This is a genomic window from Chitinophaga sp. W3I9 (assembly GCF_050434025.1).
Classification (GTDB): domain Bacteria; phylum Bacteroidota; class Bacteroidia; order Chitinophagales; family Chitinophagaceae; genus Chitinophaga.
Map to the genome: position 1 here is coordinate 2,034,196 of NZ_JBNPWC010000001.1, position 12,394 is coordinate 2,046,589.

Below are 12,394 nucleotides of genomic sequence, written 5' to 3' on the forward strand. Positions count from 1 at the left end.
CTCATGAAAACAACATATATTTTCCTGCTGGCACTGATAGTAACCGCTGCCAGCTCCTGTAAAAAAACATTGCAGTTGTCGCCGGAAGATTCTTTCGGAGATGTTAACTTCTGGAAGAATGAAGCACAGATTACCAGCTTTATGACAGGCTTGCATAATGAGTTTCGCAACGACCAGTTCCAATTCTTCCGGTTGGGGGAAATGCGCGGTGGTGGCTTTACCACGGAAGAAGCTTTTTCATTATCGTTGCAGGAAAGTCCCCTTATTGAGCAACGGTTGGAAGAAAACGTTTCCGGTGTGAACAACTGGGCCGGATTCTACGGACCCATCTTACAAATAAATCTCTTTATACAAAAAGTGGAAGCTGCCAGTTTTTTGGGAGATGATAAAAAGAAATACCTGCTTGGCCAGGCATATGCCATGCGAGCCTATTACTATTTTCACCTGTTACGTACTTATGGCGGTGTGCCGCTGCGGTTAACTCCTGATGTGGCTAACGGTGTAACAGATCCCGTATTACTGCGCATGCCACGGGCTACGGAAGCAGCAGTGCTGGCGTCGGTGAAGTCGGATGTGGATAAGGCGGTCACTAATTTTGGTATGGCAGCGGCAAAATCCAAAGGACAATGGTCGCCGGCGGCGGCATTAATGCTGAAAGGCGAAATATATTTATGGTCAGCCAGGGTGTATGGTAACACGGCGGATCTGGCCACCGCAAAATCTGCGCTCAATGCTGTAACAGGTACCAGTTTGTTGCCAAAGTTCAGCGACGTATTTGCTTATGCCAACAAAAAAAATAGCGAAATCATTTTTGCGATTTCTTTCATGGTAAACGAAGCTGAAATGTCCAGCGTATCATTGTTTACTTACGACCTGCCCGGTATGGCGCAGGACTGGTACGCAGATTCACTCGCCTCGGGGCCAAAGCTCACGGATCCGCTGAACATCGGACAGGTAAATTCAAAACAGATCATTCAACGTTACCGTTACAGCTTTAAATTATTCCAGGCTTATGATAACCTGGACCAGCGCAAAGCGGCCACCTTCTACGATTTTTATAAAGTAGATAAAACCAGTGGAACCCCCGTGGTGAAAGTGCGGAACACCGTATTACGTAAATTCCTCGGCGCTTTTGATGCCGTAACACAAAAGAGATATTTCTCCGACGATTGGCCCGTTTACCGCGAGGCCGACCGGCTGCTGATGCTGGCAGAAATAGTGAATGCAGAAGGGGGCGATCCGTCGCCTTATATCAAAGCCGTGCGCGACCGTGCCTTCGGCGGCCCTGGTATTGATCCGGCTCCTTTCGTAAATTCGTCTAAAGATGCCAATGAACTTGCCATCTTCGCAGAACGCAGTAAAGAGTTTGTACATGAAGGCAAACGCTGGTACGATTTGCGCAGAATGAAATACGGCAATGAACCGCTGGTATTTATCAATGCAGGCCATCCTTTTGGCGTGCTGAATAAAGCCACACAGGCATATAAAATATTATGGCCGATCGATGCCAACGTATGGACCACCGATTTGCTCGTTAACCAAACGCCTGGTTACGCTACTTCGAAACCCGAATAACCCAATATAAAAGTATCATTTCATGAAGCATGAACATATTGAAGGACTGATCGCAGCCGCATTTACTCCCTTTCACGGGGATGGCTCCCTGAACCTGGAGCTGGTACCCGCTTTAACCGATAAGCTGGTAAAAGACGGCTTAAAAGGAATATTTGTTTGCGGCAGTAATGGCGAAGGTCCTAACATGACCACCGAAGAAAGAATGCAGGTAGCAGAAGCATTTGTAAAAGCAACCGCTAAGCGGTTGCTGATCATTGTGCACGTTGGTCACAGCAGCATCGCCGAATCGCGGAAGCTGGCCGCCCATGCGGCCTCCATAGGAGCAGACGCCTTTTCCTCGGTGGCCGCATTTTATTTTAAACCTACTTCGGTACAAGTGCTCGCCGATGCCATGGCGGATATTGCCGCTGCCGCGCCTGCACTGCCTTTTTATTATTATCATATTCCTACGCTCACCGGTGTAGGCATGGATATGATGGAGTTCCTGGAAATAGCCGGCAACAGGATCCCCAACCTGGCAGGGATCAAATACACCTCTTCCACCATCCAGGAATATCAATCCTGTTTTAATTACCAGAACAGTCGCTTCGATGTGCTGTTCGGATTCGATGAATTGTTGCTGCCTGCATTGGCTGTGGGCGCGAAAGGTGCTATCGGCAGCACGTATACCTTTGCCGCACCGCTGTATCTGCAAACAAAAGCGTATTTTGAAAAAGGCGATATAAAAGCCGCGCAGCAACAGCATTTATTCATGGTAGAGGCGATCAGGATCTTTGCAAAATACCCGCCTATACCGGCGCAGAAGGCGATTATGAAAATGCTGGGCTGGGACCTGGGGCCATGCCGGCTGCCTTTAACCACGTTTACTCCCGCGCAATACGATAAATTGTATAAAGAGCTGGAAGCCATTTCATTTTTTCAGAAAGTACAGCATTCATGAAATACCTGCTTTATTCGATATTTATGATGACAACGGTGAACAATATCAACGCCCAAGTGAGAAATGTGCAATGGTCTGTGGCGGCAGTACTTCCGCCTGCTGCCGGGCAACCGGTGCAACCCGGCGTAGCCGGGCCGGTAGCAGGCATTAGTAATGATATAATGATCGTGGCCGGCGGCGCCAATTTCCCGGCGGCCATGCCGTGGAACGGCGGTATAAAGAATTATAAACAGGACATTTATATTTTCCGGCAAGATGGAAAAGGGAATGTGCTGCCGGGTGTGGTAAGCCGGCAAACATTGCCGCAACCGCTGGCGTATAGCGCCAATGTGAGCATGCCGGAAGGCCTTATTTACGCAGGTGGTGAAAATGATCACGGTCCCACGGATAAAGTAACGTTGCTAACATGTAACACTGCCGGTGAAATTACTTTCACATCGCTGCCATCATTACCGGTAGCGCTCACCAATTTATCGGGCGCCTGTTATCAGCATACGCTGTATATAGCCGGTGGCGAATCGGTGAACGGTCCCTCCGCTAAATTCTTTTCGCTGGATGTATCCACGCCGGGCACTGCCTGGCAAACGCTGGCAGATATACCGGTGGCCGTTTCCCATGCTGTAATGGCGGTACAGGATGGCGGCGTGTACCTGGTCGGAGGCAGACGGAAAAACAGTAACGGCATCAGCGATATTTTTAATACCACTTACCGCTATGATCTGCATACAAAAGCATGGACCCGGAAAAATCCGCTGCCTTACCCTGTATCCGCAGGCACGGGGCTCGCCGTGGGGGATCATGAAATCCTGTATTTCAGCGGCGACAAAGGAGCCGTATTCAGTAAGATGGAAGCGCTGAATGCCGCCATCAGTGCGGCTACTGATGCCATCAGGAAAGAAGCGCTGACAAATGAAAAGAAGGCGTTGCTGAATACACATCCGGGATTCACAAAAGAAGTATTACTATATAACACCACCACCGGCCAATGGAAAGCAACAAACGCTTTAACGATGGAAGGACCTGTTACCACCACCGCATTGCTGTGGAACGGGGTGATCATGATTCCTTCCGGGGAAATAAAAGCGGGAGTGCGCACGCCGGTGATAATTTCGGGTAAATTATTTTTCAACTGATCTGAGTATCATGTCCAATAAAGGAAGTTATCGCTGGGTAGTAGTAGGATTGCTATGGGTAGTAGCATTGCTGAATTACATGGACAGGCAGATGTTGTCGACCATGAAACCCGCCATGCAGGCGGATATTGCGGCTTTGCAATCGGCCACGAATTTTGGCTACCTGATGGCCATCTTCCTATGGATCTATGGATTTATGAGCCCGTTGTCGGGTATTATTGCGGACAGGCTTAACCGGAAATGGCTGATTGTGGGCAGCCTGTTTGTGTGGTCGGGGGTAACATTTGCCATGGGCTATGCTACTACTTTTCAGCAGCTGTATTGGTTACGCGCGGTGATGGGCGTTAGCGAGGCGTTGTATATACCGGCCGGACTGTCGCTCATAGCAGATTTCCATTCCTCTGCCACCCGGTCGCTGGCTGTGGGCATTCATATGACCGGGCTTTACATGGGACAGGCGCTTGGCGGTTTTGGCGCTACTATTGCCGCCAGGTTCTCGTGGCATGCTACCTTTCATACGTTTGGCATCATTGGTATTGTATATTCCCTGGTGTTGATCGTATGTTTGAGGGAAGCCGTGAAAGGCCCGCCGGATACGCTAAAGGAGCGGCCGCCTTTTCTGAAAGGGTTTGGATTACTGATGACAAATATTTCTTTCTGGATACTCCTGTTTTATTTTGCCATTCCGAGTCTACCTGGCTGGGGGATCAAAAACTGGCTGCCGACTTTATTTTCTGAAAGTTTACAGATAGATATGTCGGCCGCAGGCCCTTTATCTACCATTACTATCGCGGCTTCTTCTTTCCTCGGGGTAATTTTCGGAGGCATATTATCTGACAAGTGGGTACAGCAAAATAACAAGGGAAGAATTTACACCAGCGCCATCGGCTTATCGCTGACCATCCCTGCATTGCTGCTGATAGGGCTGGGACACAGCCTGGCGCACATAATGGGAGCGGCCGTGCTGTTTGGTGTGGGCTTTGGTATGTTTGATGGCAATAACATGCCTATCCTCTGCCAGTTTGTGCCATCGGGGTACCGGGCTACTGCCTATGGGCTACTGAATATGTCCGGCGTATTTGCCGGCGCTTTTATCACCGATCTGCTGGGACGCTCCACGGATGCGGGCAACCTCGGGCAAAGCTTTGCCATGCTGGCGGGAATCGTACTGGTGGCGATTATTATTCAACTATGTTTTTTGCGTCCGAAAACCAATGATATTGACCTGATAAATAAATAATGATGATTAAAAAGATAATGACTGTGCTGCTGCTGATGTGCCTCGGCACTACGTATGCACAACAAAAAGAAATACCCGTTTTTATTTCCGGAACAGATGGTTATAAAACATTCCGCATCCCTGCAATTATTGCATTGCCCGATGGCGATTTGCTGGCTTTTGCAGAAGGCCGTGTAAACGGGATGGACGATTTCGGGGATATTGATATGGTGATGAAACGCAGTAAGGATAAAGGCAAAACCTGGTCGCCCATGCAGGTGGTGGCAGGCGCCGATAACCTGCAACTCTCCAATCCCGCGCCGGTGGTTGATCTTACCGATCCGGCCTATCCGCAGGGCAGGGTCTTTCTTTTTTACAACACGGGTACACATAAGGAGGGAGATATTATTAAAGGCAAAGGAATAAAGCATTGCTATTATATCACCTCTGCGGATGGCGGTCGCACGTGGGCGGCGCCGGTGGATATTACGTTGCAGGTGCATCGTCCTAAGCAACCTGATATTGACCCGGCGTTTAATTTTGCGGAAGACTGGCGCTATTACGCCAATACGCCTGGCCATGTTATGCAGTTTTCTGAGGGGAAATTTAAAGGAAGAATTTTTATTGCTGCCAATCACACTGCTGGTAAAGCATTGCCCGGCGCCCGGCATTATGTGGCACATGGGTACTACACCGATGATCATGGTAAAACATTTCATTTAGGCAACAGTATTAATTTGCCCGGTAGCAATGAATCGATGGCTGCTCAACTCTCCGGCGATAAGCTGATGATGAACAGCCGTAACCAGGCAAAGGATGTGAAGGAGCGGATCGTGTCTGTCAGCAGTGATGGCGGCGCTACCTGGGATACCACTTATTTTGACCATCAGCTGGTAGACGCCGTATGCCAGGGCAGCATCCTGGACATAGGTACTTCTAAAGGCAAAAATATACTCGCCTTTTGCAATGCTGCCGATTCACTGGAAAGGGATAACCTCACACTCCGCATCAGTTTCGACGACGGGCGCACCTGGAAGAAAAGCTATATCATCTATAAAGGGGATGGCTTAAAAAAAGCCGGATATGGCTACGCGGCATACTCTGACATTGTGCAGCTGGGCAGGAAGAAAATAGGTGTGCTGTATGAAAAGGACCACTATTCTTCCATTGTATTTACGGTGGTAAACTGGAAGTAAACCGGTATTGCGGCGGCTGTCGCAAATACGACACTATTTTGTCGTATTCAGCCATGCCGGGAATAAAATACTCATGCTATGTTTGCATTAACAATAACGGTTAACATTTAAATCTTAAAAACATGCAAACAGCTAATAACACAACGAAGATCACGGTAAGCGCAACCATTAATGCACCTGTTGCAAAAGTATGGGAGTTGTGGAATGCACCTGAACATATTGTTAAGTGGAATACTGCTTCAGAGGACTGGCACTCTCCAAAGTCTGTAAATGACCTGCGCCCGGGTGGTAAGTTCGAAACCCGGATGGAAGCTAAAGACGGCAGTTTTGGTTTTGATTTCGGTGGCGTGTACGACGAAGTGACGGAACACGAACTCATTACCTACACCATGGGTGATGGCAGAACAGTACGGGTGACCTTCTCCACTGCCGGCGACACCACCGCTGTTACAGAAACCTTTGACGCAGAAGACACCCATAGCGTTGAAATGCAACAGGGCGGCTGGCAGGCTATCCTGGATAATTTCAAAAAATATACAGAAACACTGGCTTAGTCATCTCCGGAAAGCTATATAACCGCATGGATCCATGCGGTTTTTTTATACCTGTATCCAGGTAGATTTAAATGACTGTTTGCAGGTATTGCTGAATTGCCATGGTATTCCGTCTTTTGGGGTATAATTTCCCCCATGGTTATCATGTGCTGGAATATTAAAAACAGAACTTGTTATGAACCGGAAATCACTGCTGATCGGTTGTATGTTATACTTTGCATCGGCTTCCATCACGGCATCTGCGCAAAAAGGAGTGGAATATATTCTCCCTGCTGCTTCCTTCGATGAGGCGGCTACCAACAAGTTACTGGAGCCCGGCACTGCTACCATCCGGGGTAATGCTTTTCTGAAAAAGAAAGGCAAAGTTAATTTTGCCACAAAAGGCCATAATATCATCCTGTTTCCGGTAACCCCTTATTTTACTGAGTTTCTTGAGCTGAAGAAGAAGTACAACAAAGGAAAGAAACAAGCTTCCATGACTAACGACGCCTTCACTTACCGCATAGAAGGCCGCTACCTGGATGACCAGGGTAACTTTGAATTTACAGAACTCAAACCGGGGAAGTATTATCTCGTTACCTGGATTGAGTATGAGCGGAAGAAGAATCTTATCCTCCGCACCGGTACCCGTACCTTTTACAACGTATACAGCGGCAATGAAGTCAGGTCTGAACCTATTTATAATGCCTATTCTTATTATTATCAAGCAGAAGATGAAGTAGCCGGATTTGTAGAAGTAAATAAAGAGGGAGAAGTAGTGAATACCGTTATCAGTAACTAAACAGAGCCATGAAAAAGATATTCTTATTTGCTGTTCTTTTGATGGCATTGCAAATACAGGCACAAACCGTCAAAATTCCGGATGCCAATTTCAAAGCGGCGCTGATCAACCAGGGCTTTGATACCAACAACGACGGGGAGATACAGGCAACAGAAGCCCAGAAGGTGACCCGGCTGTATGTAAATGGCGCTGGTATTGCCAATCTTACCGGTATTAAAAGTTTTACCAACCTCAAGGAATTTGGTTTTTATGATAACCAGATCAAAACACTGGACCTGGAAGGAATGGCCAGCCTGAGAAGCATTTACGGCGCTAATAACAACATGGAGTATGCACGCGTGAAGGGCCTCACCAACCTGGAAACCATGTACCTCAATGATAATAAGATCCGTGCGCTGGATCTCACCGGGCTTAATAAGCTGAACGACCTGAAGATGTACCGGAACGCTTTATTTAAAGTGAATTTCAGTCACCTGCCGAACCTGGAAAATGTAGAATTGCAGTATAATAACCTGGTAGAATTCGTGGCGGAAGGATCAGGGGTGAAAAAACTGAATCTGAACAATAATAATATTTCTTCCATTGATCTTACATCTTTGAAAAAACTGGAGAAGGTGGACCTCGATGACAATATGTTTTTGTCGACCCTGAAAATCCGTGGATTACAGTCTCTCAGATCATTGTATTGTAGCCCCAATTTAATAAAGAACCTAAACATGAGTGGTACAGTGAGTTTGACGGAGCTCAGCTGGTAAATCAGTTATAGTTTATATGAGGGGGATGTTATATTTTCATGTAAGATATATATATTGTCCACGTCATTTAAACTTTTCATTCATGGGACTTACTTTCCTGCAGATTTTATTGGGAATTACGGCTGTTTCCACTGCATTGATGGGAGGCCTTTTCTACGCCTATTCCTGTTCTGTTAACCCGGGGCTTGGCCGGTTATCTGATATCGGTTATTTGTCGGCCATGCAATCTATCAACCGGGCTATCCTCAATCCGGTATTTTTTGCTTCTTTTTTAGGCTCCCTTGCTTTATTGCCTGTTTGCACCTGGGCATATTTCAGTTATTCAGTGTCGCCTGGAAGCTGGTGTGTATTAGGAGCTACATTCGTTTATTTTATTGGCGTTTTGGGTGTGACGATGGCCGGCAATGTTCCGCTCAATAATGCGTTGGACAAAGCGGATCTTACCGCTACTTCTGCGGGGCAGCTGGCGGAGCAGCGGGCAGCGTTCGAGGAACGATGGAACCGGTTGAATATGGTGCGGACGGTGGCGGCTGTAGGTACGGTGGCATTGATGGTGGCGGGGTGTATTGGTTTGAGATGAGTATCAGGAAAGCATCTTTCCCTTTAATGTAATCCGTTTTTCATGTACATAATAAGAAAATAGTCCTCCTCCAAAGTACATTATCACGTCCCACATATCTCCGGTGTAGGCAGCAGAAAACTGTGGCATTACCCATTCAAAAACAACCGACATATATAGTGCGATAAACAGCAGGTAAGAAATTGGATAGCTGTAACTTTCGTCGCGGACAATGTAGCTACGCGTAAAAGCAAGCGCAAGATGCGCTATAGCAGGTATCGCCATGAAATCGGTGAGGTGTCCGTTGAGCAGCGGAACCGGATGCCCCATATACCGGAAGAGGTGCATGATACTCCATAGTCCGCAGTAACTTAGGAATAACGGATCAAGTAAGCGTTTCATTTTACAATACAAACATAATAGCGCCTCCGAGCAGCAGTGTAACAAGTAACGCCATTACGGCAAACAGGTAAAACGCACTGTCTTTCAACAATTTTACGGGTGTGGCATCTGTTGATTTAACAGGAAGAATGCTGTTCCTTAATCTTTGCAGTAAAGGCTTGTCTTCCTCCTGCAGATCATCCGGTTCATTATTCATATTATCGGTATTTAGAACAAATGTACTAAATATTATTATTTTTAGATCAATTGTTCTAAATTTGATTATGGATACGCGGACAAATATTCTCAAAACGGCGCTGGAACTTTACAACAGCCAGGGTGTAAACACAATTACCAGCAGGCATATTGCGGCAAAAATGGGCATCAGCCCGGGGAATCTGCATTATCATTTCAGGCAAACAGATGAAATCGTAAAGACGCTTTATGAGCAGTTGGCCGCCGGTTTTGATGCCCTGGTTTCGGAACTGGAATTAATTAATCCCGTTACACTGGATACGCTCCAGGATTTTTCTGTCCGTTCGCTGGAGCTGGCCTATAAATACCGTTTTATATTTTTACATTTCGTGGAGATAAGCCTGCGCGTGCCTGCCATCAGGAAAGACTATTATGCGCTCACACGACGCCGGGAAAAAGAATTCTTTATTATTTTCGGCCAGTTGAAAGCAGCAGGGATTTTCCGGACCGATTTTCCGGAAAGTATCTGGGAGTCGTTGGTAACGCAGATATTTATTATGGGAGATTTTTGGTTGTCGAATAATGAATTAACCGGGAAGCTGAGGGGAAGCCAGGCGATAAAACATTATAGTAAAATTTTCTCCGCCATGTTTTATCCTTACCTCACACCGTCAGCGCAGGCACGTATGGCGGAGTAACTCTTTCTCCGCCCTGTTATTCTTTAAGAAATGCTGTAATCATGGTGGTAACCAGCAGCGGTATTTTACTTTGCTTATCGGGTGCGCAAATTTCTCCGATATAGTCGCCATGACCGCCCGGTAGAATCGCCAGTTGCGCATGGGGCAAAGTGCGTGCTAATAATAGCGCATGTTCCGGCAGTATAGGCTCTGCGTAACCATTTATCACCAGTGCCGGCGCCTGGATACTTTTTATATCTTCAGTGCTGATATCTTTAAAATTTTCCATCCTTGCCACATCCCGGTGAAACATCGCTTCAAGTCCTTTGGGATCAGGGTTAGCTTCCAGGTACGCTTCTTTTAGCTGCGGAGGCATATTGTCCAGAGTAGTGTTTTTAAAGCCATCAAAGAAACCGGGAGGTGTACCATCGCGCCTGAAAAGGGCAGAGGCCAGTACCAGTTTATTTACCAGCTCCGGATGCCGTATGGCAATTTGCAGCGCAGTGGTGCCTCCATTACTGAAACCCATAAAGCTAGCCTTGGCAATGTGCAGTTGCCCCAGAAGAGCGGCCACATCATCCGCATCCTGCTCAAAGCTCAGCGGCCGGTCGATGTCGGCCGTATGACCATGCGCCTGCAGTTCTATGGCAATTACCTGGTGTGTTTTTGCCAGCTCCGGAAGGATGGCACCATAGTTAGACTTAATGGTAGAACCTCCGCCATGAAGCAGTACCAGCGGCGCCCCGCTGCCATGGATCTCATAATACATCTTTAAGCCATTCACCGCTGCATAGTGGCCCGTTTGTTTTTGCTGTGCATTTATCTGCAAATGTGTTACGATTAATAAGAGTATAAAAATAATGGATGTGCGTTGCATATGATATGTATTTTGATAGGGTAAACCTACATCAAAACACGCGATCCTGATGGGTGCAAAAATGCCAATTTGCAGGGCAATTGCGACAATAAAATCAACATACGGGCATGGCTTTTTTCACAACTTGGCTTATATTAGAGCCATTAACCTACTATTCTTATGACAGCAGAAGAGTACAAACAAAGATTCAGGGAAGATGATCCCGTTGGATGGCTTTCAATAGACAGTGCCCTGGAAACGGTGTACGGTAAAACCGAGCCCCGTCATTACGGACCGCTCTGTGGCATACACTTTATGGCCGGAGGTACTGACCCCATCGATGGCGCAAGCATTTACGATTCCAGCAAACATGAATACCACAGGCATATTATCAGTTATGGCATGTCGGAGCTGTACTACGACCAGGACAAGGCTGGTGGTGAGTTCAGCAAATGGGGCTTTGAATTTACCTTCCGGTTGAAACCATTTGCGGAAGATAAGGATGACCCGCTGTGGGCCGTTCATGTAATGAACAACCTTGCGCGGTATGTATTTAATAGCGGAAAATGGTTTGAAGAAAATCATTTTATACCAGCTAAAGGCCCTATACGGCTCGATACCCAAACAGAGATAACCGCTTTTGTGCTGGCGCTCGACCCCGAACTGGGAAGAATAGAAACGCCACACGGCGAAGTGTCTTTCCTGCAACTGGTGGGCATAACAAATGCTGAACTGGAAAGACTGATGCGGAATCCTACTACTACCGAAGTGGCTACGCTGATCAGTGAACTGAAAAAAGATAACCCTCTACTGATAACAGATCTGAACAGGAAATCATAAACAAAATTCAATGCCGGGAAATTTCGATAATGATTGATAATGATACAAAGCGGTTGTCGCGACTCACTGCCATCTTAACCCAGTTGCAAACAAAGCGGCTTTTGACGGCAGCAGAATTAGCCGGTAAATTTTCGGTGAGCAACAGAACCATTTACCGGGATATTAAAGCACTGGAACAGGCAGGCGTTCCAATCCTGACAGAAGAAGGAAGAGGTTATTCCCTGATGGAAGGGTACCGGATTCCGCCCGTTATGTTTACGGAGAACCAGGCCAACGCCTTGATTCTTGCAGAACAGTTAGTCCTGAAAAACAAGGATGCTTCTTTCATTAAAGATTATTCAGCAGCCATCGAAAAAATAAAAGCGGTATTAAGACATAATGTAAAAGATAAAGCCAATCTCCTGGCAGAACGGACACAGTTTGACCAGAACCTCAACAGGGAAAGGAACAGTAATAACTTATCTGATCTGCAGTTTGCCCTTACCAATTTTTATGTAACAAGAATTGAATATGCCAATGAAGCCAACAAAGTGACCAGCAGGTTGATTGAGCCTTTTGCATTATTAAACACAAAGGAGAACTGGTTATTGGTAGCGTGGTGCCGCTTACGCAAAGAGTTCCGGTATTTTCGCCTGGACAGGATTAAACGACTGGAAACCCTGTCTGAAAAGTTTACCCCTCATAAAATGACCTTGCAGGAATATTTTGATAAATATTACTAACCCCTTCCTAC

Annotated in this window: 15 protein-coding genes; 12 read left to right on the forward strand and 3 right to left on the reverse strand. The window is 46.7% G+C overall.

Annotated features, from left to right (window positions below; translation table 11 throughout):
• Nucleotides 1-3 precede the first annotated feature (3 nt).
• The 9 genes from QFZ51_RS08665 to QFZ51_RS08705 all read left to right on the forward strand — a co-directional run bounded on the left by QFZ51_RS08665 (nt 4) and on the right by QFZ51_RS08705 (nt 8,733).
• On the forward strand, nt 4-1,575 hold the full coding sequence (locus QFZ51_RS08665; protein WP_429045100.1) for a RagB/SusD family nutrient uptake outer membrane protein: 1,572 nt from the start codon (nt 4-6) through the stop codon (nt 1,573-1,575).
• A gap of 22 nt (nt 1,576-1,597) precedes the next feature.
• Entirely contained in the window at nt 1,598-2,515 is a 918-nt protein-coding gene (locus tag QFZ51_RS08670; protein ID WP_429045102.1) for a dihydrodipicolinate synthase family protein, read from the forward strand.
• Entirely contained in the window at nt 2,512-3,648 is a 1,137-nt protein-coding gene (locus QFZ51_RS08675; protein WP_429045103.1) for a kelch repeat-containing protein, read from the forward strand. The genes QFZ51_RS08670 and QFZ51_RS08675 overlap by 4 nt, the downstream gene beginning before the upstream one ends.
• Nucleotides 3,649-3,658: 10 nt before the next feature.
• Nucleotides 3,659-4,888, forward strand: a complete 1,230-nt coding sequence (locus QFZ51_RS08680) for an MFS transporter (protein WP_429045105.1) — start codon at nt 3,659-3,661, stop codon at nt 4,886-4,888.
• Nucleotides 4,889-4,890: 2 nt separating this feature from the next.
• Nucleotides 4,891-6,063: a sialidase family protein gene (locus tag QFZ51_RS08685; RefSeq protein WP_429045107.1), complete on the forward strand. Its 1,173-nt coding sequence runs from the start codon at nt 4,891-4,893 to the stop codon at nt 6,061-6,063.
• 122 nt (nt 6,064-6,185) lie between these two features.
• On the forward strand, nt 6,186-6,617 hold the full coding sequence (locus tag QFZ51_RS08690; protein ID WP_429045109.1) for an SRPBCC family protein: 432 nt from the start codon (nt 6,186-6,188) through the stop codon (nt 6,615-6,617).
• Nucleotides 6,618-6,792: 175 nt separating this feature from the next.
• Entirely contained in the window at nt 6,793-7,398 is a 606-nt protein-coding gene (locus QFZ51_RS08695; protein WP_429045111.1) for a hypothetical protein, read from the forward strand.
• A gap of 8 nt (nt 7,399-7,406) precedes the next feature.
• Nucleotides 7,407-8,153 carry a hypothetical protein gene (locus tag QFZ51_RS08700; RefSeq protein ID WP_429045113.1) on the forward strand — a complete coding sequence of 249 codons (747 nt, stop codon included), beginning with the start codon at nt 7,407-7,409 and terminating at the stop codon, nt 8,151-8,153.
• 82 nt (nt 8,154-8,235) lie between these two features.
• Nucleotides 8,236-8,733 carry a DUF1772 domain-containing protein gene (locus tag QFZ51_RS08705; RefSeq protein WP_429045114.1) on the forward strand — a complete coding sequence of 166 codons (498 nt, stop codon included), beginning with the start codon at nt 8,236-8,238 and terminating at the stop codon, nt 8,731-8,733.
• A gap of 3 nt (nt 8,734-8,736) precedes the next feature.
• Here the strand turns inward: QFZ51_RS08705 and QFZ51_RS08710 are convergent, their stop codons facing one another.
• Nucleotides 8,737-9,114, reverse strand: coding sequence for a hypothetical protein (locus QFZ51_RS08710; RefSeq protein WP_429045116.1), 378 nt, complete (start codon nt 9,112-9,114; stop codon nt 8,737-8,739).
• A gap of 1 nt (nt 9,115) precedes the next feature.
• Entirely contained in the window at nt 9,116-9,310 is a 195-nt protein-coding gene (locus QFZ51_RS08715; RefSeq protein ID WP_429045118.1) for a hypothetical protein, read from the reverse strand.
• Between the two features lie 67 nt (nt 9,311-9,377).
• Between QFZ51_RS08715 and QFZ51_RS08720 the strand changes: the two genes are divergently transcribed.
• Complete coding sequence (locus tag QFZ51_RS08720) at nt 9,378-9,986, forward strand: TetR/AcrR family transcriptional regulator (RefSeq protein WP_429045119.1); 609 nt, start codon at nt 9,378-9,380, stop codon at nt 9,984-9,986.
• Nucleotides 9,987-10,002: 16 nt separating this feature from the next.
• On the opposite strand, the gene QFZ51_RS08725 is transcribed toward QFZ51_RS08720, so the two are convergent.
• Nucleotides 10,003-10,842 carry an alpha/beta fold hydrolase gene (locus tag QFZ51_RS08725; RefSeq protein WP_429045120.1) on the reverse strand — a complete coding sequence of 280 codons (840 nt, stop codon included), beginning with the start codon at nt 10,840-10,842 and terminating at the stop codon, nt 10,003-10,005.
• 159 nt (nt 10,843-11,001) lie between these two features.
• On the opposite strand from QFZ51_RS08725, the gene QFZ51_RS08730 reads away from it, so the two are divergent.
• Together QFZ51_RS08730 and QFZ51_RS08735 are read left to right on the forward strand one after the other, a co-directional pair.
• Nucleotides 11,002-11,661 (forward strand): suppressor of fused domain protein, encoded by a 660-nt coding sequence (locus tag QFZ51_RS08730; RefSeq protein WP_429045121.1) that lies wholly within the window; start codon nt 11,002-11,004, stop codon nt 11,659-11,661.
• 29 nt (nt 11,662-11,690) lie between these two features.
• Nucleotides 11,691-12,383 carry a helix-turn-helix transcriptional regulator gene (locus QFZ51_RS08735; RefSeq protein WP_429045123.1) on the forward strand — a complete coding sequence of 231 codons (693 nt, stop codon included), beginning with the start codon at nt 11,691-11,693 and terminating at the stop codon, nt 12,381-12,383.
• Nucleotides 12,384-12,394: the final 11 nt, after the last annotated feature.

Bases quoted from the DNA above. Each gene is read 5' to 3' on its own strand.
- QFZ51_RS08665 (WP_429045100.1), top strand. From the start codon at position 4: ATGAAAACAACATATATTTTCCTGCTGGCACTGATAGTAACCGCTGCC.
- QFZ51_RS08670 (WP_429045102.1), top strand. From the start codon at position 1,598: ATGAAGCATGAACATATTGAAGGACTGATCGCAGCCGCATTTACTCCC.
- QFZ51_RS08675 (WP_429045103.1), top strand. From the start codon at position 2,512: ATGAAATACCTGCTTTATTCGATATTTATGATGACAACGGTGAACAAT.
- QFZ51_RS08680 (WP_429045105.1), top strand. From the start codon at position 3,659: ATGTCCAATAAAGGAAGTTATCGCTGGGTAGTAGTAGGATTGCTATGG.
- QFZ51_RS08685 (WP_429045107.1), top strand. From the start codon at position 4,891: ATGATTAAAAAGATAATGACTGTGCTGCTGCTGATGTGCCTCGGCACT.
- QFZ51_RS08690 (WP_429045109.1), top strand. From the start codon at position 6,186: ATGCAAACAGCTAATAACACAACGAAGATCACGGTAAGCGCAACCATT.
- QFZ51_RS08695 (WP_429045111.1), top strand. From the start codon at position 6,793: ATGAACCGGAAATCACTGCTGATCGGTTGTATGTTATACTTTGCATCG.
- QFZ51_RS08700 (WP_429045113.1), top strand. From the start codon at position 7,407: ATGAAAAAGATATTCTTATTTGCTGTTCTTTTGATGGCATTGCAAATA.
- QFZ51_RS08705 (WP_429045114.1), top strand. From the start codon at position 8,236: ATGGGACTTACTTTCCTGCAGATTTTATTGGGAATTACGGCTGTTTCC.
- QFZ51_RS08710 (WP_429045116.1), bottom strand. From the start codon at position 9,114: ATGAAACGCTTACTTGATCCGTTATTCCTAAGTTACTGCGGACTATGG.
- QFZ51_RS08715 (WP_429045118.1), bottom strand. From the start codon at position 9,310: ATGAATAATGAACCGGATGATCTGCAGGAGGAAGACAAGCCTTTACTG.
- QFZ51_RS08720 (WP_429045119.1), top strand. From the start codon at position 9,378: ATGGATACGCGGACAAATATTCTCAAAACGGCGCTGGAACTTTACAAC.
- QFZ51_RS08725 (WP_429045120.1), bottom strand. From the start codon at position 10,842: ATGCAACGCACATCCATTATTTTTATACTCTTATTAATCGTAACACAT.
- QFZ51_RS08730 (WP_429045121.1), top strand. From the start codon at position 11,002: ATGACAGCAGAAGAGTACAAACAAAGATTCAGGGAAGATGATCCCGTT.
- QFZ51_RS08735 (WP_429045123.1), top strand. From the start codon at position 11,691: ATGATTGATAATGATACAAAGCGGTTGTCGCGACTCACTGCCATCTTA.